The organism is Desulfatitalea alkaliphila (assembly GCF_022968795.1).
Lineage (GTDB): Bacteria > Desulfobacterota > Desulfobacteria > Desulfobacterales > Desulfosarcinaceae > Desulfatitalea > Desulfatitalea alkaliphila.
In genome coordinates this window covers 32,597-52,675 of the sequence record NZ_JALJRB010000011.1, presented here as the reverse complement: position 1 = coordinate 52,675, position 20,079 = coordinate 32,597, and the positions used below count along the sequence as shown (strand labels likewise).

The 20,079-nt window shown below is 62.3% G+C and carries 14 protein-coding genes; 5 read left to right on the top strand and 9 right to left on the bottom strand.

Annotation, left to right across the window (positions count from 1 at the left end; all coding sequences use genetic code 11):
* Positions 1 to 50: 50 nt before the first annotated feature.
* From cydC to MRX98_RS11400, 3 genes are all read left to right on the top strand, one after another.
* The gene (cydC, locus tag MRX98_RS11410) at positions 51 to 1,706 is read left to right on the top strand and encodes a thiol reductant ABC exporter subunit CydC (RefSeq protein ID WP_246907762.1); all 1,656 of its coding nucleotides are present in this window, start codon (positions 51 to 53) and stop codon (positions 1,704 to 1,706) included.
* A gap of 192 nt (positions 1,707 to 1,898) precedes the next feature.
* The gene (locus MRX98_RS11405) at positions 1,899 to 2,810 is read left to right on the top strand and encodes a prenyltransferase (protein ID WP_246907752.1); all 912 of its coding nucleotides are present in this window, start codon (positions 1,899 to 1,901) and stop codon (positions 2,808 to 2,810) included.
* A 1,149-nt stretch (positions 2,811 to 3,959) separates the two neighbouring features.
* Positions 3,960 to 5,759 (top strand): acyl-CoA dehydrogenase, encoded by a 1,800-nt coding sequence (locus MRX98_RS11400; protein WP_246907749.1) that lies wholly within the window; start codon positions 3,960 to 3,962, stop codon positions 5,757 to 5,759.
* 13 nt (positions 5,760 to 5,772) lie between these two features.
* Here the strand turns inward: MRX98_RS11400 and MRX98_RS11395 are convergent, their stop codons facing one another.
* From MRX98_RS11395 to ftsE, 7 genes are all read right to left on the bottom strand, one after another.
* Positions 5,773 to 8,028: a histidine kinase N-terminal 7TM domain-containing protein gene (locus tag MRX98_RS11395; protein ID WP_246907739.1), complete on the bottom strand. Its 2,256-nt coding sequence runs from the start codon at positions 8,026 to 8,028 to the stop codon at positions 5,773 to 5,775.
* 535 nt (positions 8,029 to 8,563) lie between these two features.
* A complete protein-coding gene (gene htpG / locus MRX98_RS11390) occupies positions 8,564 to 10,501 on the bottom strand; it encodes a molecular chaperone HtpG (RefSeq protein ID WP_246907735.1) in 1,938 nt (645 codons plus the stop codon).
* A gap of 269 nt (positions 10,502 to 10,770) precedes the next feature.
* Positions 10,771 to 11,847: a divergent polysaccharide deacetylase family protein gene (locus tag MRX98_RS11385; protein WP_246907723.1), complete on the bottom strand. Its 1,077-nt coding sequence runs from the start codon at positions 11,845 to 11,847 to the stop codon at positions 10,771 to 10,773.
* Positions 11,840 to 13,180, bottom strand: a complete 1,341-nt coding sequence (locus tag MRX98_RS11380) for a S41 family peptidase (RefSeq protein WP_246907720.1) — start codon at positions 13,178 to 13,180, stop codon at positions 11,840 to 11,842. Before MRX98_RS11380 ends, MRX98_RS11385 begins: the two co-directional genes overlap by 8 nt.
* 18 nt (positions 13,181 to 13,198) lie before the next feature.
* Entirely contained in the window at positions 13,199 to 14,644 is a 1,446-nt protein-coding gene (locus MRX98_RS11375; protein ID WP_246907709.1) for a peptidoglycan DD-metalloendopeptidase family protein, read from the bottom strand.
* 7 nt (positions 14,645 to 14,651) lie between these two features.
* On the bottom strand, positions 14,652 to 15,527 hold the full coding sequence (gene ftsX, locus MRX98_RS11370) for a permease-like cell division protein FtsX (protein WP_246907706.1): 876 nt from the start codon (positions 15,525 to 15,527) through the stop codon (positions 14,652 to 14,654).
* A gap of 16 nt (positions 15,528 to 15,543) precedes the next feature.
* Positions 15,544 to 16,230 carry a cell division ATP-binding protein FtsE gene (ftsE, locus tag MRX98_RS11365; protein ID WP_246907703.1) on the bottom strand — a complete coding sequence of 229 codons (687 nt, stop codon included), beginning with the start codon at positions 16,228 to 16,230 and terminating at the stop codon, positions 15,544 to 15,546.
* A gap of 198 nt (positions 16,231 to 16,428) precedes the next feature.
* Between ftsE and pyrE the strand changes: the two genes are divergently transcribed.
* Together pyrE and MRX98_RS11355 are read left to right on the top strand one after the other, a co-directional pair.
* Positions 16,429 to 16,983, top strand: a complete 555-nt coding sequence (gene pyrE, locus MRX98_RS11360; protein ID WP_246907701.1) for an orotate phosphoribosyltransferase — start codon at positions 16,429 to 16,431, stop codon at positions 16,981 to 16,983.
* A 55-nt stretch (positions 16,984 to 17,038) separates the two neighbouring features.
* On the top strand, positions 17,039 to 18,001 hold the full coding sequence (locus MRX98_RS11355) for a YcbK family protein (protein WP_246907696.1): 963 nt from the start codon (positions 17,039 to 17,041) through the stop codon (positions 17,999 to 18,001).
* Positions 18,002 to 18,032: 31 nt separating this feature from the next.
* Here the strand turns inward: MRX98_RS11355 and MRX98_RS11350 are convergent, their stop codons facing one another.
* The gene (locus MRX98_RS11350; RefSeq protein ID WP_246907693.1) at positions 18,033 to 18,899 is read right to left on the bottom strand and encodes a DMT family transporter; all 867 of its coding nucleotides are present in this window, start codon (positions 18,897 to 18,899) and stop codon (positions 18,033 to 18,035) included.
* An 11-nt stretch (positions 18,900 to 18,910) separates the two neighbouring features.
* On the bottom strand, positions 18,911 to 19,972 hold the full coding sequence (locus MRX98_RS11345) for a radical SAM protein (RefSeq protein WP_246907681.1): 1,062 nt from the start codon (positions 19,970 to 19,972) through the stop codon (positions 18,911 to 18,913).
* Positions 19,973 to 20,079 lie beyond the last annotated feature (107 nt).

Here is a 20,079-nt window from a genome sequence, read left to right as displayed (position 1 = left end):
CTGGGACCATCCCCGCCCGGCTTCGGTAAGTGGCAAAGGAGGGAGGCGACATGGCGGTCCTGAGGCTGTTGTTTGTCATCGCCCTGGCGCGCTGGCCCTGGTTGTTGCTGGGTCTGGGGTGTGCGGTGGTCGCGCTGCTGGCCAATGTCGCTTTGTTAAGCCTGGCCGCTTGGTTTTTGGCCTCGATGGCCCTGGCCGGCGTCCAGGGGCAGGTCTTCAACTATTTTCTGCCCGCCGCCGGCATCCGGCTGCTGGCCATATTGCGCAGCCTGGGGCGCTACGCGGAGCGGCTCTTTGCCCACGATGCCACCTTGCGCCTGTTGGCCGACCTGCGGGTGCATTTCTTCAAGCGCTTGGCGCCCCTGGTCCCCGGTGGCTTGCCCGATATGCACAGTGCGGAGCTGTTGAGCCGTTTGCGGGCGGATATCGACACCCTGGACCATTTCTACCTGCGCATGCTGCTGCCGGCCCTGGCCGCCATGGCCGTGATGCTGGTCGGCTATCTCTTCTTGAGCGCCTATGATCGCGGCATGGCGCTGACGGTTTTGGGCCTTTGGCTGGCCGCAGGCTTATTGTTGCCCCTGCTGACACTGCTGCTGGGCCAATCCGCCGGTAAGCGGCAGACCGAGACCGCCGCCCGCTTGCGGCGCCGGGTGGCGGACAGCCTGCAAGGACTTGAAGAGCTGCGGGTCTACGGTGCGGTGCGGTCGCAACGGGAGCGGGTGGCCCATTTGAACCGTACCCTGCTGCACAGCCAAGGCACCCAGGCCCGCCTGGACAGTTTCGCCCAGGGGGCCGTCGGCCTGGCCGCGGGCTTGGCCGCCTGGGCGGTGCTGCTCTTCGGAATCCCCCGCCTCGCCGTCGCATCCTGGTCCGGTGCCGCCTTGCCCATGCTGACCCTTTTCGCCCTGGCCAGTTTCGAGGCCATGCAACCCTTGCCCGGTGCATGGCGCATGTGGGGCCAAATCCGCACCGCCGCCGAGCGCATTCTGCAGGTCACCGGCGCAACGCCACCGGTGCCCGACCCGGCGATACCCGCGGCACCGCCCCAGGGCGCGGATCTGCGCATCCGGCAGCTGCGCTTCACCTATCCCGGCGCCGCCGGGCCGGTTTTCGATGGCCTGGATCTCGAACTGCCGGCCCTGTCCCGCACCGCCCTGGTGGGACCGGCCGGGGCGGGCAAAAGCACCCTGCTGCACCTGCTGTTGCGTTTCTGGGATTGCCAGGCCGGCGAGATCCTGCTGGACGGCCGTCCACTGGGACATTACACCGGAGAGCAGGTGCGCGGCCGCATGGCCGTGGTCTCCCAGCACGTCTATCTGTTCAATGCCACCATCGCCGAGAATCTGCGGCTGGCGGACCCGGACGCGGACGACGCCGCCTTGATGGAAGCCGCCCGCATCGCCCGCATCGATACTTTCATCCGATCCCTGCCCGCCGGACTCGATACCCCCGTGGGGCCCCTGGGCACCCGCCTTTCGGGGGGCCAGGCCCGGCGGCTGGCCGTGGCCCGGGCCCTGCTCAAAAACGCCCCCGTTCTGATTCTGGATGAACCCACCGAAGGCCTGGACCATTCCACGGAAGAGGCCCTTTGGGAAACCCTGGCGCCGGTGATGCGTGATCGGACCGTGCTGCTCATCACCCACCGCCCCGCAGGGCTGGAATACATGGAACGCATTGTCGAACTGAAGCCGAAGCGGTTGTGACCTTGAAAACCTCTGCCATGGTTTTCGGCCCATGCGGTTGCCCGTTCCGCTCCGGTTCCGGTTTGCGCAGCCCGGCCGCTCCATTGACACATCGCCGCCGCTTTGGCATATAAGACAGCGCCGTTTTGGCGGTGCAAGTGTCTGGTTCGCTCAACGACGGCATCCATCAACCCTCATCCGCGGAACAGTACTATGAAAACCCCATCCGTTCTTTTCGGCCCCATGAAAATTCCCTTCTTGTTGCTGACACCCGTTTGCGTATTGGTGGGTGCGGCCACCGCCTTTTATGTCCAGGGGACATTGCGCATCGATTGGCTCCTGCTGGCCCTGGCCGGCGGGCTGCTGGCCCACATCAGCGTGAACGCCATCAATGAGTACGAGGATTTCTGGTCGGGCCTCGATTTACAGACCACCCCCACCCCCTTTTCCGGGGGCAGCGGGGCCCTGCCGGCCCAACCGGACAAGACGCACTGGGCCGCGATTGTGGGCTGGGGAACCCTGGTGCTGACATTGCTGGTGGGCGCCTATTTCCTGCGGGCAAGGGGGCTCGGCCTGCTGTGGGTCGGCGTGCCGGGGGTGCTGGCCGTCGCCTTTTACACCCGCTGGGTGACCCACAGCCCCTTGCTGTGCCTGGTGGCGCCGGGCCTCGGGTTCGGCCCCTTCATGGTCATGGGCGTGGATTTCGTGCTGACCGGATCCTATGGCCTGACGGCCTTCGCGGCTTCCCTGGCGCCCTTTTTCCTGGTGAACAATTTGCTGTTGATCAATCAAATTCCCGACCTGGGGCCGGACGCCGCCGTGGGCCGGCGCCACTTGATGATCGTTTACGGCAAGCATACGGGCGTGGCCTTTTACGGACTGTTCATGGCCTGTACCTATCTTTCCGTGGTTGCCGCCTGGGCCCTGGGCCTGCTGCCCGCCCCGGCGCTGCTCGCCCTGGCCACCGCCCCCCTGGCCGCCCGCACCGCCCTGGGCCTGGAGCGCAACCGGGATGCGGCCTTGGAACATCTAATCCCTTATCTGACCAAGAATGTGATTGTGGTGCTCACGACCCCCGTCCTGCTGGCCATCGGTATCATCGTTGCCCGGTTGTTGGGTGTGTAGGTTTGCAATACAGCCGGCGGGAGCTTTTGGGGGACAGTTTTAAGTGTTAAGTGTTAAGTTTTAAGTTAATGAATTCTATCTATTTTTATGTGGGGCGTGTTGGGTTTTGGTGAAGAACCAACCCAATCAACCCAACCCCTTACCCCCGTACCGTAGGGGCAGACCTATGTGTCTGCCCGCGCGCGCTTATCCCCTGGGTGGCACCGGCAACTGGTTGCCGGTGGCCGAAGGCCAAGAGGTTTTCACTAAAAACGAAGTCAACTTCAACGGGCGCAAGGACCACGCCTTTTCATTGGCACATATGGCGGTTTTGCGGACAGCCTCTTGTTGCTGCGCAACACCCAGCCCGCCATGGCGGGCCAGTTTTAAGTGTTAGGTGTTAAGTTTTAAGTTAATGAATTCTATCGGTTATATGGATTTGAGGGAGTTAGAGAGGGTTTGAGTTGAAAGGTTACACCAATCAACTGTGATGGTGATCACGTGGAATCCCTTACTGCCGCGCCGACCACAAAGGGTATTGTTCCACCGCAAAAGTGAAATTGTCTGTTCTCGCACGGAGGCGGGTGGGTCGGGGGGCTGGGTGCTGCAATGCGTGCAGGCGCGTAGGGGCCGTTATGGGGTGGGCGTAGGGCGTTCGGCCCGCACCTGTTTGAGCGCAGCGAGTTGTGCGGGCCGCCCGGAGCCCACCCCATTATGGCCCCTTGGCGCCGAAACGCGCAGCACACAGGCCCCCGCCCCACCCGCCGGCGGTCGTTCAGCGCTCCCGACGCACCCTGCGTCCCCTATGCTCCCTACGCATCCTGAACGCCCTGCGAACCGCTTCACCATTCGCGCCTTGCAAAGACCAACGGATTGAAAATCATCGCAGAAATGAACACTTCCGGTGAAAAAAGCGTGATTCTTGGCAATGCACCTTGTTTCGTTCGATGGCATGCCCTAATAGATACCCCGACTGCGAATTTCGTTTTCTCACGGACACATTATTTGTCCGAAATGGAACATTTCCAGATGCCGTCAATTGTGGTACAGGGCAATGTGGTGTCGGGGTTGCGCTGGAAACGGTCATGCCGCAACGGTCCGCCAATGCATCCAATCAACTGAAACCGTGTATGGATACATTTTTTATAATCCACCACCAGGAGAAGGCCAATGGCTAAAAAGTATGTGAGTCGTCGCAATCTGGAATTCATGTTGTACGAGGTGTTCGATATCGTGGGGATGACCCAGTATCCCTATTACAGCGCCCACAATAAAAAGATGTTCGATATGACCCTGGATGCCGCCTTGAAGTTGAGCAAGGACCTGCTCAATCCCATCTTCGAGGAGATGGACCGCCAGGGGCCGGTGTTGGAGAACGGCAAAGTGAAGGTGCACCCCATGGTGCGCACCATCATGCAGCGCTTCGGCGAGGGGGGGTGGATTGCGGCCAAGTTCCAGGAGGAGTTCGATGGCGCCCAACTGCCCTATCTGATCGCCGACGCCTGCAACTTCATCTTCTCCGCCGCCAACTACTCGGCGCATGTCTTCCCGGGCCTGACTTCCAAGGCGGCCCGGCTGATCACCTCCTTCGGTTCACAAGAGCAGATCGACACCTATGTGCCCAAGATGCTCAACGGCGAATGGCAGGGCACCATGGCCCTGACCGAACCCCAGGCGGGCAGCTCCCTGGCCGACATCACCACCACGGCCGTGCCCACCGACAAAGGATACTACCTGTTGCAGGGGCAAAAAATCTTCATCTCGGCCGGTGATCACGACGGCGTCGACAACGTGGTGCAGATGCTGCTGGCCAAGATCGAGGGCGCGCCGGCCGGGGTCAAGGGCATCTCCATGTTCATCGTGCCCAACCAGCGCATCGCGGCGGACGGCGGACTGGAGCCCAACGACGTGACCATCACCCAGATTTACCACAAGATGGGCTACCGCGGTGCCCCCATCACCGAGCTGAGCCTGGGCGAGAAGGGTGACTGCCGGGGCTGGTTGGTGGGTGAACCCCACAACGGATTGTCCTACATGTTCCAAATGATGAACGGATCGCGCCTGGGCGTGGGCATGGGGGCCATCGGCATCTCCTCGGCCGCCTACTATGCGGCCCTCGACTATGCCCGGGAGCGTCCCCAGGGTCGCCTGGTGCCCGATCCCGCCACTGCCCAGGTGCCGATCATCGAGCACGCCGACGTGCGGCGCATGCTGCTGTTCCAACGGGCCTTCGTGGAGGGCGCCTTCTCCTTGCTGATGCAGTGTTGCCGTTACAGCGACCTGGAGCTCGCCGTGGAAGGCGAGGAGAAGGAGAAGGCCTCCTTGCTGTTGGACCTGTTGATCCCGGTGGCCAAAACCTATCCTTCCGAAACCAGCATTCTCTCCACCAGCCAGGCCATCCAGATCTTCGGCGGCTACGGTTACTGCGAGGATTTCCCGGTGGAGCAGCATTTCCGCGACACCCGGATCCACGCCATTCACGAAGGCACCACCGGCATCCAGGGCATGGACATCCTGGGCCGCAAGGTGCGCATGAAAGGCGGCAAGGCCTTTACGCTGTTCGTGCAGGAGGTTAACGCGACCATCGCCGCCGCTCGCGCTCTGGAAAAACTGGCGCCCTATGCCGACCGTCTGGCAACGGCGTTGGAAGAGTTGCAGCAGGTGACGGAGCAGTTGAAGGGTTTCGGCGAGGAGAAGGGGACCCGTGCCATGCTGGCGGATGCCACCTTGTACCTGGAATACTTCTCCCTGATCGCCATCGCCTGGCAATGGCTGCTGCAGTCGATTGCCGCCGAGAAGGCCCTGGCGGGCAAGCCGTCCCAAAGCAACCAGCAATTCTACCAGGGCAAACTGCACACGACTCGTTATTTCTTCCACTACGAGCTGCCCAAAACCGCGGGTTTGGCCCAACGGTTGAAGGAGCAAGAGGCCATCACGCTGGAAATGGAGAAAGACATTTTCAACGATTGATTGATGGCCGTCGTCAGGACGGAACCGATGCAATACCGCAGGCGTTTGAACCGTCTTCGGCCATGACCCGTTGCACCGCCCGGGACAGATCGTCCCGGGTGAACGGTTTTTTGAGGAACTGGTGGGGGCCGCCTTGCAGGATGTGCCCCCACCGGCCGTTGGGGGCTTGGCCGCTGGCCACGATCACCCGTAAGCCGGGATGAACAGCCGTCAGGCCATCGAACACATCGCGTCCGTCCATGTAGGGCATCACCATGTCCAGCAGCACCAGATCGATGGAAGCGTGGTGCTCGCTATAAAGCTTGACCGCCGCAGGCCCCTCGCCGGCCAGCAGGGGGGTGAAACCGAGGCTCTGCACCATCTCGCCCAGCAGCTCCAAAATGGTACTTTCGTCGTCCACGATGAGGATCTTGCGGCCGTTGGACGGATCCTCGCCCCCGTTCGCCGCCGCGGCGCATGGCGCCAGCGCCTTTTCGGCCGATGCGGGCAACAGCAGGGTGAAGGTCGATCCCTCGCCCTCCTTGGAATCCACCTGGATGTGCCCCTGGTGGTTTTTGACCACGCCGTACACCGAAGCCAGTCCCAGTCCCGTGCCGCGCCCGATCTCCTTGGTGGTGAAAAAGGGTTCGAAAATGCGCGCCATGGTTTCGGGATCCATTCCCTGCCCCGTATCGCGCACCGTTATCTCGATATAGTTCCCCGGCGCCAAGTCGGGCCACCGGTCGGCCGCTTCACCATGGATCACCGGTCGCGTGGCCACCTGCAGCTCGCCTCCCTTGGGCATGGCATCCACCGCATTGACAAACAGGTTGAGCAGCACCAGTTCCATCTGGCCGCGGTCGGCCTCCAGCAGGGCCGGTGAGGGGAGCGGGGTGTGGCGCACGGTGATGTGCTTGTTGGTGCGCTGGACCACCTCCAGGGCCTCTTGGATCAGGTGATGCATATCGACGGTGGTGGTCACGTATTTGCCCTTGCGGGCATAGCCGAGCAACTGACGGGTCAGGGCGGCGCCGGACTGAATCTGGTTTTCGATGCGCCGCAGCTTTTCGCGGGCGGGACCGTCGGTTGCGGCATCCAGCCGGAGCAGGGACACATTGGCCTGCATGCCCATCAGCAGGTTGTTGAAGTCGTGGGCGATGCCCCCGGCCAGGGTGCCGATGGCCTCCATTTTCTGGGATTGCAGCAACTGCTCCTGCAACCGGCTCTCTTCGGTGATGTCCCGCAACAGGACCAGGTGGCCGAGGCGGCGCCGATCATGGTGCAGCACCGATTCAGTGACCTGCATGCGCCGCTGGACACCGTCGCTTTCCAGATCGATGACCGCGGGTAAACCGAGTTTGCCGGCGGCGCCGGAAGAGGTCGAAGGCGGCCACCAGCCGAACACCCGGTTGGCCTTGTGACCGATGGGGGCCTTGTCTTTGGCGCCGGTGATGGCGAGGGCGGCTCCGTTGAGGTCGAGAATGCGCTGGTCGTCGTCCAGCACGATCAGGGCGTCGCTCATGTGCTGCACGACCACATCCCGCGCGATGGGCACCACATCCAGCAAACGATAGCGCACCAGTCCCCACATGACCGCCAGGCCGCTGATACTGAAGGCGAAGGGGGTCAGGTCGAGGTGGGGCATTGGTCCGGCGCCGGACAGAAACAGCAGGTTGAAAATCCAGGGGGTCAAGACGGCGACGATCAGGGAAACGACCTGACTGCGGTAGAGACGGGGCGCGTCGATCAAGGATTTGGCCAGAAAGACGGACCCCAGCAGCAGCAGACTGTAGGAATAAGCGGTGTGTACCCAGAACCAGGGCCCGAAGGTGCGCTGGACCAGGGTGAAATGCTCGGTCTGGTGCAGCCCCAGTGTTTCAAACATCAGGTGATGGTGGCCATTGGTGATGACCATCAGCAGGGTCACCACCGGAATGACCGACAGGGCGGCCAACAAGGCCGGACGCAAGCGGCGCAGACGGTTGGCGTAATAGAGGGCGAAAATGAAAAAGGCCACCGGCACGATGACGATGAACAGATATTTGAGGCTGCCGCTGAAGGTTTTGGTGGGCAAATCGGCGGCGATCACTTCGAACAGGGTGACGAAGGCCCACATGGCCACCGCACCCATCAGCACGGCGAAGGCGCGGGTGCCCAGGTTGGGTCGATATCGCAGCACCCCGACCACCAGCGCCATGGAGAGGCCCACGGCGGTGAGGAGCAGGATCGTATACGGTTGATGCAAATGGGGCATGAAGCCTGGATCGAGGGTCGTGTGCAATCCGTTCATCCGTTGAACACCGAAAGGTCACCCATTGCGCCCCACGGAGATTCAGTGGATCGATGATGTTTCCATTGACCGCCGGACAGGTCCCGTCCACTCCGTTGCAATTGATCCGCGGTCACCCGAACAGACCCTGATGATATGCTTTCTTGTAACGGGCGGACATGAAATTGTCAAATGATTCGTGCTGCCGGCCGACCGCCGGCGCTACGATCTTCCCCTGCATGCCCGCCCTGTAGGGGCACGGCACGCCGTGCCCTCGGCGGTGGCAATAAGAATAATGCCGTGAAAACAAGCCGGCATCATCGCAGGGCAGGCGCCTCTGCAAGATGGATCATGTTCCTGCAATCGGATGGAACGGCGGTGGCGGAATGCGAACCCGGGCACGGCATGCCGTGCCCCTACGGGGGAAACGCGAGCCCGTTCGGGGTGCGGCATGCCGGGCAATTGCAGTGGATCATCGACCGTTATGGGGTGCGGCATATCGGACCGTTGCGGGGGATACCCGGTCGTGGACAGATAGGAGGCACCCATCCTCGCTCTACGGAATGGCCCGCGTGAGCACGTCGCCCACCATGCGGGAGAAGCGGGCCGGGTTTTCCAGTTTGCCCCCTTCGGCGACCACCGCCAGGTCGTACAGCATGTGGCAGTAGTCATTGAGGGCGGGGTTGTCCCGGTCGTTTTCGTAGAGGGTTTTGATTTTGGCCATCACCGGATGGGCCATGTTGAGTTCCAGCACGCGCTGCACTTCGGGCGGTTTTTGGCCCGCGGCCTTGAGCAGCTTTTCCATGTAGGCGCTCATGTCGTAGTTGTCGCCCGAGAGGCAGGCCACCGAATCCTTCAGCCGGGCGGAGGCTTTGACTTCCTTGATTTTGGCGGCCAGTTGGCCTTTGATAAAACCGAACAGCGCGTTGTAGGCTTCCTTGTCGGTTTCGTCGGCGGCATCTTCCAGCTCCAGGTCGCCCTTTTCGGCGCTTTTGAACGGCTTGCCGTCGTATTCGGTCAGCACCTGCATGACCCATTCGTCCACCGGATCCACCATCAGCAACACTTCGTAGGACTTCTCCTTGAGTTTTTCCAAATGCGGGCTGTTGATCAGGGCGTTCATGTCATCGCCGGTGATGTAGTAGATCGCCTTCTGATCCGGCTGCATGCGCTTGATGTAGTCGTCCAGGCCGACCCAGGCGCCGTCGGAGCGGGTGGTTTTGTAGCGCGCCAGGGCGGCCAGCTTGGTGCGCTTGTTGCTGTCGCTGTAAATGCCCTCCTTGATTACGGCGCCGAACTGTTCGTAGAACTTCTCGTAATCTTCGGTGGTCATTTTGCCCAGCAGCTCCAGCAGTTTGTTGACCAGGTTGTTGCGGATGTTGATCACCAGGCGGTCCTGCTGCAGGATCTCGCGGCTGACGTTGAGGTTCAGGTCGGGCGCGTCGACCACCCCTTTGACGAAACGCAGGTATTCGGGCATCAGGGCCTTGCAATCCTCCATGATGAAAACCCGCTTGCAGTAGAGCTGAATGCCGTGGCGCCGCTCCGGCTGGAACAGGTCGAAGGGGGCCTGGGAGGGGATGTACAGCAGGGCATCGTATTCGGTGGCGCCTTCGAACTTGAGGTGCAGCCGGGCCAGGGGCGGGTTCCAGTCGTGGGCCAGGTGCTTGTAGAATTCCTCGTGGGTCTTGTCGTCCACCGTATCCTTGGGTTGGGTCCAGATGGCCTTCATGGCGTTGAGGGTCTCTTCTTCCACCACCCGGCGCGTGGTTTCGCCGATGGGCTTGCCCTCCTTGTCCTTGATTTGTTCGTTGTCCGGTATGGGCACCTCTTTTTCTACATCCATGACGATGGGGTAGGCCACGAAATCGGAGTGTTGTTTGACGATGCGGCGGATCGACCATTGATCGGTGTAATCGGGATCGTCCTTGTCCCCCTTTTTCAGCGCCAGGGTGATGGTGGTGCCGCGCTGGTCGCGGTGGGCCGGCGCAACGGTGAAGGTGCCGTCGCCGCTGGATTCCCAGCGCACCGCCTGGTCCGGCGTGGCGCCGGCGGCGCGGGTTACCAGGGTGATCTTCTCCGCCACCATGAAGGCGCTGTAGAAACCGACGCCGAACTGGCCGATCAGTTCCGGGGTGAGCACATCGGCGCTTTTGGCCTGTTCGAGCATCTCCAGAAAGCCTGCCGTGCCGCTCTTGGCGATGGTGCCGATATTCTCCATCACTTCGTCGTGGGTCATGCCGATGCCGTTGTCGCTGATCTCCAGGGTTCGGGCGATGCCGTCGGGGCGAATCTTGATTTTGAAGTCGCTGTCGCCATTGAGGATGTCCGGATCGGTTTGGGACTGGAAACGCACTTTGTCGATGGCGTCCGATGCATTGGAAATCAACTCCCGCAGAAAGATTTCCTGGTTGGAATAGAGGGAGTTGATGATCAGGTTGAGGACTTGGCGTACTTCGGTTTTGAATTCGTGGGTCTGTGGGGTGCCTTCCATGGATGCTCCTTTGCTGCCGTTTGAAAAAATGTCCTTTTTACAGTTATTTCGAGGCAATAATGGGGCATTTTTCCGATTTGTCAAGGTGTGCGCGAGTGGTTGTGTTGATTGTGTTTATCGGGTTTGTTGTGTTTGTTGGGTTGGTTGTGTTGGGAGGTTGTGATTATCCCCGGTGCGTTCGATCCACCCGTAGGGGCACGGCACGCCGTGCCCGGGTTGCCCCGAATGGCCCGTTCGAGCACGGAACGTCGTTCTCCTACCGATCCCGGTTAGCGAGGAAGGGCTGCGCCATGCGCTTGGGCCGCCTCGGCGGCGGCTTCGATGGCCATGATGTGGTTCACGACGGTGGAGGCGGAGACCAGGGTTACTTGCTCCCTGAGTTGCGGCACAAAGCTTTTGAGCACCTGGTAGGTGTTTTCGTGGGGGTGGGCGATGCCGATGGCGTGGCCCTGCTTTTCCGCCCGCTGGATCAGGCGCTCCATCTGGGCCTGGATGAAGCCCGGATCGTCCAGGTGATCGATGAAGATATCCCGCTCGGCAAAGGGCAGTTGCAGCAGGCGGGCCGATGGCTTGGCCACGGTTTTGGCCGTGGTGCGGCTGTCGATGTAAAACAAATCGCGCTTTTTGAGAATGGAGAAGATTTGGCGCAGGTGCTCCGGGGAGGTGGACAGCTTGGAGCCCATGTGGTTGTTGACGCCCGCCAGATGGTGGAATTGATCCAGGTTGGTTTCCAGTTGGGCGATCAACTGGTCCGGGGTCATGCTGCCCAGCAGCGCGCCGGGGCCGGGTTGCACCGCGGGATATTCGTCGGGCTCCATGGGCAGATGGAGCATGATTTCGATGCCCTTGTCCCGTGCGGCGGGCAGAATGGTGCGGTTGAAGGGCGCATAGGGCAGCACGGAGAAGGTCAACGGGATGTTCAGATCGAGAAACCGACGGGCCATGGGGCGATCATAGCCGATGTCATCCACGATGATGGCCACCAGCGGCGGGCTCACCCGCGGCACCCGGGGGGTGACGGGTGGTGGCTCGGCCGGCGGCGGGGTTTTGGGGAACACTTCGTAGACCGGTTTTTCCGGCGGTTGCACCGAAGGTGGCGGCGGCGGGACGGGCATCCGCTGCACCGGTGCCACGGCGCTTCGGGCGGGCGGCGCCGGGCGGTGCAACAGCTGCCGGGACAGAACGCCGGCCGCGATCACCAGCGCCAGCAGCACAAGCACGACGACAGCGGCCTTATAAAGTTGCGGTGCCGGTGAAGCCTTGCCGGTGGGCCGCTTTTTGCGCGGTGCGGGCTTGGCGGCGGAACGCTTCTTCCGTGGGGCGGACTTGCCGCTGGACTTACTCATTGCCCAGTTTGTTGAAGATGTCGTAGCCGACCAGGATGTCCAGCGCCCTTTGCACCTGGTTGTCCTTCTTCAACTGCTCGGCATCCAAGGGACCCAGCCGCGCGGAGATCGCCTTGAAAGCATCCGCCGGGGATCCGTCACCGGGGGGGTCGGCGGCATCCGAAGCCTCGTCGAGCAGGTGGTTGGCCAGATCCCGCTCCTTCACGCGGTCGGCCTGCACCACCGCCTCGGAGATGGGTTCGCGGGCGACGGCGATGTCCGGTTCCACCCCTTTGGCCTGGATGGACCGGCCGCTGGGGGTGTAGTAGCGGGCGATGGTCAACTTCAGGCCGTAGCCGTCGCGCAGGTTTTCGATGGCTTGCACCGATCCCTTGCCGAAGGAGGTGGTGCCGATGATCAGGGCCCGTTTGCTGTCTTGCAGGGCGCCGGCCACGATTTCCGAGGCGCTGGCGCTGCCGGCGTTGATCAGCACCACCATGGGATAGGTGCGCGGCGTGGCGTTGCGCGTGGCGCGGTACACTTTGGTGTGGCGGGCCAAGCGGCCCTTGCTGGTCATGATGATGCCGTCGTCCATGAAAAGATCGGAAATGCGGATCGCCTGGTCCAGCACGCCGCCGGGGTTGTCCCGCAGGTCCAGGACCAGCCCCTTCAACGGGGGCTGGGTGTTTTCCATTTGCGACAAGGCCGCCACCAGATCGTCGTAGGTGTTTTCGCGAAAGTGGGTCACCCACACGTACCCGTAGCCCGGACTGAGGATGGTCGCCTTGACGCTGTGGATGGGGATCACGTCCCGGATCAGGGTGAAGTCCAGGGGTTTGGGTTCCCCTTCGCGCACGATGGTGATGACCACCTTGGTGCCCTTGGGGCCCCGCATCCGTTTGACCGCTTCCGTCAGGTTGTCCACCGGGGTGTCATCCACTTTGACGATCCGGTCGCCGGCCGCGATCCCGGCCGTGTAGGCCGGTGTGCCGACGATGGGCGAGATGACGGTCACCAGGTTGTCCCGCATGGTCACATGGATGCCGATGCCGGAGAATTCGCCCTGGGTGTCGATCTGCAGTTCCCGCAGCGCGTCGGGGGTCAACAGGGCGGAGTGGGGGTCGAGGCCACTGACCATGCCCTGGATGGCGTTTTCGATCAGCTTTTTGGACTCCACTTCTTCCACATAGTTCTTTTGCACGATGTCCATGACATCGGAGAGCAGTTTGAGGCTCTGGTAGGTATCTTCCTTGTCGGCGGCCAGATTGTGGTAGGCGCCGGGTCCGAACAGGGCCAGGGCGATGGCGATTAGGCCGGCCAAAACCCAGCGGGCTTTATCGGGGGAGCGAAACATGACGCGTTCTCCTTGAATTCATCCTTTGTTCATCCATTCCAGCGGGTCGACGGGTTTGCCGTGATGGCGCACCTGGAAATGCAGCGCCGGTCCCATGAGCGAGCCGGTGTCGCCCACGGTGGCGATCACTTCACCCGTTTCGATGCGGTCGCCCTTGACCTTGAACACTTCCTCCAGGTGGGCGTAGACCGTGTAGTAGTGATCGCCATGGTCGATGATCAGCATGTTCCCGAAGCCTTTGAACCAGCTTGCGTAAATGGCGTATCCGTCGGCCACGGCACGGATCGGCTCTCCCCGATCGGCTTGGATGTTGATACCGCTGTGAAAATTGACCAGATCGGCCTTTTCGTCGCGGTAGGGTCCGAAAAACGTAATGATCTTACCTCTTACCGGCCAATTGAGCAACCCCTTGGATTGGGCGAAGGGGCCGCCGCCGGTGGCCGGCTGGTCCGTTGCGCGGGCCGCGGGCCGCTGCACCGATGGGGTGGGGCCCAAGGCGGCCAGGGCGCCGTCCAGGTCGCGGGTGGCCTGTTGCAGCGCTTTGTGGGCGGCCTGCTCCAGGGATTTGGCCCCGCGGACCTTGCGCAATAGGGCGCTGCGGTTCTCCTGCTCGGCAGCGAGCCGGGCGATGCGTTGATCGAGGGCCTCGTTCAGCGCGCGTTGTTCCGCCCGGGCGCTCTGGATCTGCTGCACCACGGCCGCCAGGCGGGCATGGTCATTGTTCAATTGTCGCAGCAACGCTTCGTCCTGGTCCAGGATCTGTTCCAGGGATCGTTTGCGGTCGACAAAATCGAAAAACGAATCGGCCGATGCGAGCAGATGCGCCCGGCCCACCTGCTGCAGTTTGTAGAGGGCCACCAACCGTTGGGCGGCATAGGCTTCACCGCTTCGAATCGCTTCTTGCAACGCCGTCTGCTCCTGCTGCGCGGACGCCCGTTTTTCTTCCAGGGCCGCCAGGGCCGTCCGGGTTTCGCGCACCTGGCGGCGGGCATCGTCCAGGGCCTTCTCGGCCGCGTCCACCGCATCGACCAGCGCTTGTTCCTGGTCGCTCATGGTGCCGATGCGTGCCGCCGACGCCTGCAACTTCTTTTGGAGTTCATCGGCTTTTGCGCGCAAGGCCTTGCGTTTTTCCGGATCCGGCGCAGCGGTCCGGTCGGCGGCAGGCGCCGGCGCTGCGATGACGGCGATGCGCACATAACGCTCGTCGTGCAGAATGTAGCCGCTTCGGCCGCCATGTTCGATCTTCAGCCAGCCGCTGTCGCGCCCCAGCACCCGCACCCGGGTTTCCGCGGGCAGGCGCATCACCACGCGGTGGGACCTTCCGGGGCCGCTGCGCACGTTCAGATTGGACACCAGGATGGTGCCCACCTCCGTGGCCTGCTCGGCGGCCGCGTCCTGCCGCGGCGGTGAAGCAAGCAGCAAGAGGGCAACGAGGGCGAGCATGAACAAGCGCAATGGTGTCATCACAACCCTATTTGAGAAACTGTTTCAGGGACACCCAACTGCCCAGCCAGCCCACCACCATCCCGCCCAGCACGATGCCGGCGCAGGTGAGGACCGGAAAAAAGCGGATGGTGAACATCTCCGTTGCCATTGGGTCGCCGAACTGGCGGGTGAGGTAGAGGTATCCCAGCAGGAGGCTGCCCAGACCCAAAAGCGTGCCCAGTCCGCCCTGGATCATCCCTTGCAGATAGAAGGGCACCCTGATGAAGCGGTCGGTGGCGCCCACCAGGCGCATGATTTCGATCTCTTCCCGGCGGGCGTAAAGGACCAGCCGGATGGTGTTGGCCACGATGAAGACGGTGGCCATGAAAAAAAGGCCGCCGATGGCGTAGCCGGCCAGGCTGAAGAGGTTGACGATGGCCGTGAAACGGCCGATCCACTCCTGGCCGTACTCCACATCGGCGACGGTTTCAAGATTGGCGATCCGTTCGGCCAGAAACTGGAGCGAGGTGCTGTCGCGTCGATCCGCTTGCAAGGTGATCTCGAAGGCTTCCGGCAACGGATTCCGGCGCAGGTTGTCCAGCAGGGCGTCGTGGTGCTGCATCTGGCCGCGCAGCCGTTCCAGCGCCTCTTCGCTGGAAATGTAGCGGGCTTCCTGCACCCCGGCGATGGATTGCAGTTGCGCCATGGTGTCCTGCCGCGCCGCTTCCGAGACTTGCGGCGTCAGGTAGACCATCATGCGGATCCCTTGTTGCCACATGTTGAGGATGCCGCCGGCATTGACGAAAAAGAGGGCGAAAGCAGCGGCGATCATGATGGACAAGGCGACGGTGATCACCGTGATGGCGGTCAGAAACCGATTGTCCCGGATGTCTTTGAGGGCGCGCAAGAAAAAACGTTTCATCGGTGTATCCCTGCCATCAGACCGGCGCCGGCGGCAAGAGGCGGCCGTCGCGCAGCTGCACCACCCGGGTGTCGGCCCGTTTGAGCAGCTCCTTGTCGTGGGTGGCGACGATGATGGTCGCCCCGCGGGTGTGAAAGGTGTCCAGATAGCTCATGATCAGGCCGGCGGCCTCTTCATCCAGACTGCCGGTGGGCTCGTCCGCCAAAATGATCTTGGGGTCGCCCGCCGCGGCCCTGGCCACCGCCACCCGTTGCTGTTCGCCGCCCGAGAGGCTGGGCGGGAAAGCGTTCATCCGGTCCTCCATGCCCACGATGCGCAGGACACTGCGCACTTTCTTGGGGATCACGCTCGGCTTGCGCCCGGCGGCCTCCAGGACCAGGGCCACATTTTCATATACGGTTTTGGTGGGAATCAGCTTGTAGTCCTGAAAAATGATGCCGAACTTGCGCCGCAAGGTGGGCACGCGGGCGCGGGGGATGCGCGACAGGTTCATGCCGTCCACCAGAATCTGGCCTTCGGAGACCGCCTCGCCCAGGTAGAGCAACCGCAGCAGGGTGGTTTTACCGGCGCCGCTGCGACCGGTGACGAACAGCAGTTCGTTTTTGGCGATCTCCAGGGTCACATCCTGCAACGCCGCTTTGGCGCCGTACCGCTTGTGCACATGAAACAAGCGGATGATGGCCTCGTCGCGGGTGTCCGTCATCGTCTTCCTTTGGGTTTGACCGATCCGGCCCAAGCTGTTATGAACGGCATCGAGCTCAGGGAGTGCCGTCCCCGGTTTTCCCTGCTCCGCCTCCACTGAAACCCATTCTATGGCTTCTTCCCGTCAGTGGAGGCTTTATTATCTCATAAGTCCCTTAAAATCAAGTAGTTCTTAGGAAACCACCACCCCGGAGACGACATGAAACAGGAGCTGATCGCCCTTTTGGCCCAAAAATCCTTCAAATACAGCCCCGAACCCGTTTTCAAATTGGTTTCGGGTCGCATGAGCCATTTTTATGTCAATTGCAAACCCACGGTGATGCATCCCCGGGGCATGTACCTGGTGGGCCATCTGATGTTCGCCGCCATCCGGGATTTGCAACCGGCCGGTGTGGGCGGCCTGACCTTCGGCGCCGATCCCATCGCCATGGCCACCGCCTTCGCCTCCGAGCTCGAGGGGCAGCCCATGCGCGCCTTTTCCATCCGCAAAGCCAAAAAGGATCACGGCATCGCCCGCTGGATCGAGGGTGATCTGGCCGCCGGCGACCGCGTGGTGGTGATCGACGATGTGGCCACCACCGGCGGTTCCACCATCAAGGCCGTGGAGCGGGCCCGCGAGGAGGGTTTGGAGGTGGTGCGGGCCGTGATCCTGGTGGATCGGCAGGAGGGCGGTCTGGAGAACATCCGGCAGCACGTGGCCGATGTGCGGGCCTTGATCACCCGGGACGAGTTGATGGCCGCCATCGGCGCATAGGGTTCGCGTTTCATTTATTTCGAGAGCCCCTTCGGCCACTTCGATGGAGGTCCATATGACGGCGATCCGACGCATTGGTTGGTCCCTTTTTTTACTGACGGCGCTTTTCACCGGTCTGTGCGCCGATACCTTGGCCGATGCGGGCCGCGACCGGTTCCGCTACAGCGGTGATGGCCGCTTGCACCTTTTCAATCCCAAAAGCGGCGCGGTGTTCGACGGCGTCTACCGACAGGCCGACGGTCACATCGATCCCCAAGCGCGCACTGCCATCCAGAAAGTGTTTGACGCACCATCGGAGGAGCCCCTGGCGGCGATCTCCATGCGCCTGATCGCCTTTCTCGACTATTTGGAGGACCGCCTCCGGCCGGGGGCGCGCATCGAAATCGCCTCGGGCTGGCGCAGTCCTGCCTACAACACCCGGTTGCGGGAGAGCGGCCGCCTGGCGGCCAGTGCCAGTTTGCATCAATACGGCATGGCGGCCGACATCCGCATCGAAGGTGTCGATTCCCGGCAGGTGTGGCATTTTGTGCGTGAGCTGGGCTTCGGCGGCGCCGGTTATTACCAGGGGCGGCTGGTGCACGTGGACGTGGGGCCGGCCCGCTTCTGGGACCAGGACAGCTCCGGGGTGGGCAGCGACATTTCGGTGGACAACAAATTGATCGGACTGGTCACCGATTTCGACCGTTACCGTGCCGGCGATCGGGTGGTGCTGCGTTTCATCCGCATGACCGGTTTTCCCATCGGCGTTCAGGCGGAGTGGATTCTCGAGAAGGAAATCGAAGGGGGGCGGCGGGAGATGGTGGCGCCTTTTCATCCCCGTTTTGCAGCACCGGTCGACGGCGCTTGTCCTGTTTTCAACGATATCGGCGCCATGATGGATATTCGTGGCCGTTTGCCGGAGGATCTGCCGCCCGGTCGCTACGCGCTGCGGGCACGGTTTTGCGACACCCGCTGGGAGGCCATGCCCGAGGCGGTGACGACACCGCTTTTCGAGGTGCCGGACCGGGCGATGCCCTGACAGAACCACGGCCGGCCGGCTTGCAAACGGCTCACGGCCCGTCGCCGGGCGGTGGCGCTGCGGGTGCCCAGCGGTTTTTGAGCAGCCAGGGCGCCAGACCGCGCAGGGTGACCGCCGAGATGATGGTGACGGCCCCCACCACGGCCAGGGGTCCGGGGGCTTCGCCCAGCAGCAGCAACACCCAGATGGGATTGAGGATCGGCTCCAGGATGGGAATCAGCAGCGCTTCCAGGGCGGTCACGTGGCGAATGGCGATGGAAAAGAGGGCGTAGGCCATGCCGATCTGGACAATGCCCAACAGCACCAGGCCGAGCCATCCCTTGGCGCTGGGGGCATATTCGAACATGAAGGGCAGTCCCACCAGGGCGGCCAGCAGATTGCCCAGGATCACCGAGTGGATGGGGTCGGCATCCTTTTGTTTGCGCAGGAAAAGCGCCATCCAGGCAAAACCCACTCCCGACATCAGCGCCGCCAGGTTGCCCCACAGACCGCCCAGCGTCAGATCGTCCATGAAGAAGAGGGTCATGCCCCCCAAGGCCATGGCAAGGGTCAGCCAATCCACTCGCCGTGGCCGTTCGCCCAGAAACCAGTAAGCGAAAAAGGCCACATGAATCGGCGCCGTGTATTGCAGCACGATGGCATTGGCGGCACTGGTCAGTTTGTTGGCGATCACGAAGGTGGTCACGCACACCGCATAGGCCAGCGCACCGCCCAGCAGGTAGCGGTTGACGGCCACCAAGCGCGGCCGGAACAGCACGATCAGGAACAGCGCCGCAATGGCGCTGCGCATGCCGGAGATGGCCATGGCGGGCCAGTCCACCCACTTGATCAACAACCCCCCGACACTCCAGAACAACGCGGTGGCCAGCAGCAGCAATATGGCGGTGGGGCGTCCCAAACCGGCTCCGCCTATAGCCTAAGAAAGCGGGGCGTTTGATTGTCGGCCGTCAATCCTTCCTGGATGCGCGCCAGCACCTTCGGTTTTTCATCCGGGAATTGGTAGCCTTCGTAGCTGTGGGTGAACAGCAGATCGCCGCGGCGGTCGGTCCAATAGTTGCCGGCATGATCAAAACAGACCCGTGAGGTGATCTCCAGGGCTTCGACCATCCGTTGCAGCTCCATGAGTTCCTCATGGGGTGACAAAATCTGGAAATCCCCTTGTTGGGCCGCTTCGGCCATGGGGGTGCCGGGCAACGGGCGGAAAGGGCGCGAGCGGATGTAGTGGGGATTGATGGCGTTGAGCACCCGGGCGGTTTCCTGGGCGTGGGCCTCCCAGCGATCCCGCCCCCCCAGTCCGGGCATCCAGTATTCCGAGAGTTGAAAGCCGGCCGCCATGGCCTTGCGGCCCCCCTTGATGTGGCCATCGGCGGTCACGCCCTTTTTGACCCTTTTGAGCACCGTGTCATCCCCCGATTCCAGCCCCACGTGCAAGCGGTCCAGGCCGGCCTCGCGGATGGCCGTCAGCTCTTCGTGCTTCTTGCCGGCGATGGTCTTGGACCGGGCATAGGTGGTCACCCGGTTGATGCTCGGGAAGGTGGTCCGCAGATGGCGCAGCACGGTCACCATTCGGTCGGTGGGCATGATCAGGCTGTTGGCGTCTTGAATGAAAGCGGTCTTGCCGCCGGACAGCAGCCAGTGGAACACCATGGCGAAACCGTGGTGCTGGTTGAGATCCGGGTTGCGGTTGATCAGTTCGATGGCCGCCTCGCGGGTCACTTGGCCGCCCTGGCCCCGTTGGCGAGAGATCTCTTGCAGGTCCCGCACCAGGGCCGCAACGGCGTCGATGTCGGCCATGATCTCCTCGGGCGGCCGAAGTTCGAACTTTTCGGTCTTGTACATGGCGCAGAAATCGCATCGGTTCCAGGGGCAGTTGCGGGTAAACCGCAACAGCAAGGAGTAGCTCCCTCCTTCGCTGGGGGGGCGATAGATGCCGGTTTCGAAATCGTAGGTTGCTTGTTGTGCTGGTGCCATCAATTCTCCTTCGGGGCCGGTTGCAAGGCAAAACCCAAGCCACCGGGCAGTGCCGTGGCTTTTTTTACCTGCCTGTTACCGTTTGATATCAATGGTCATGATAATCA

Bases quoted from the DNA above. Each gene is read 5' to 3' on its own strand.
- cydC (WP_246907762.1), top strand. From the start codon at position 51: ATGGCGGTCCTGAGGCTGTTGTTTGTCATCGCCCTGGCGCGCTGGCCC.
- MRX98_RS11405 (WP_246907752.1), top strand. From the start codon at position 1,899: ATGAAAACCCCATCCGTTCTTTTCGGCCCCATGAAAATTCCCTTCTTG.
- MRX98_RS11400 (WP_246907749.1), top strand. From the start codon at position 3,960: ATGGCTAAAAAGTATGTGAGTCGTCGCAATCTGGAATTCATGTTGTAC.
- MRX98_RS11395 (WP_246907739.1), bottom strand. From the start codon at position 8,028: ATGAACGGATTGCACACGACCCTCGATCCAGGCTTCATGCCCCATTTG.
- htpG (WP_246907735.1), bottom strand. From the start codon at position 10,501: ATGGAAGGCACCCCACAGACCCACGAATTCAAAACCGAAGTACGCCAA.
- MRX98_RS11385 (WP_246907723.1), bottom strand. From the start codon at position 11,847: ATGAGTAAGTCCAGCGGCAAGTCCGCCCCACGGAAGAAGCGTTCCGCC.
- MRX98_RS11380 (WP_246907720.1), bottom strand. From the start codon at position 13,180: ATGTTTCGCTCCCCCGATAAAGCCCGCTGGGTTTTGGCCGGCCTAATC.
- MRX98_RS11375 (WP_246907709.1), bottom strand. From the start codon at position 14,644: ATGACACCATTGCGCTTGTTCATGCTCGCCCTCGTTGCCCTCTTGCTG.
- ftsX (WP_246907706.1), bottom strand. From the start codon at position 15,527: ATGAAACGTTTTTTCTTGCGCGCCCTCAAAGACATCCGGGACAATCGG.
- ftsE (WP_246907703.1), bottom strand. From the start codon at position 16,230: ATGACGGACACCCGCGACGAGGCCATCATCCGCTTGTTTCATGTGCAC.
- pyrE (WP_246907701.1), top strand. From the start codon at position 16,429: ATGAAACAGGAGCTGATCGCCCTTTTGGCCCAAAAATCCTTCAAATAC.
- MRX98_RS11355 (WP_246907696.1), top strand. From the start codon at position 17,039: ATGACGGCGATCCGACGCATTGGTTGGTCCCTTTTTTTACTGACGGCG.
- MRX98_RS11345 (WP_246907681.1), bottom strand. From the start codon at position 19,972: ATGGCACCAGCACAACAAGCAACCTACGATTTCGAAACCGGCATCTAT.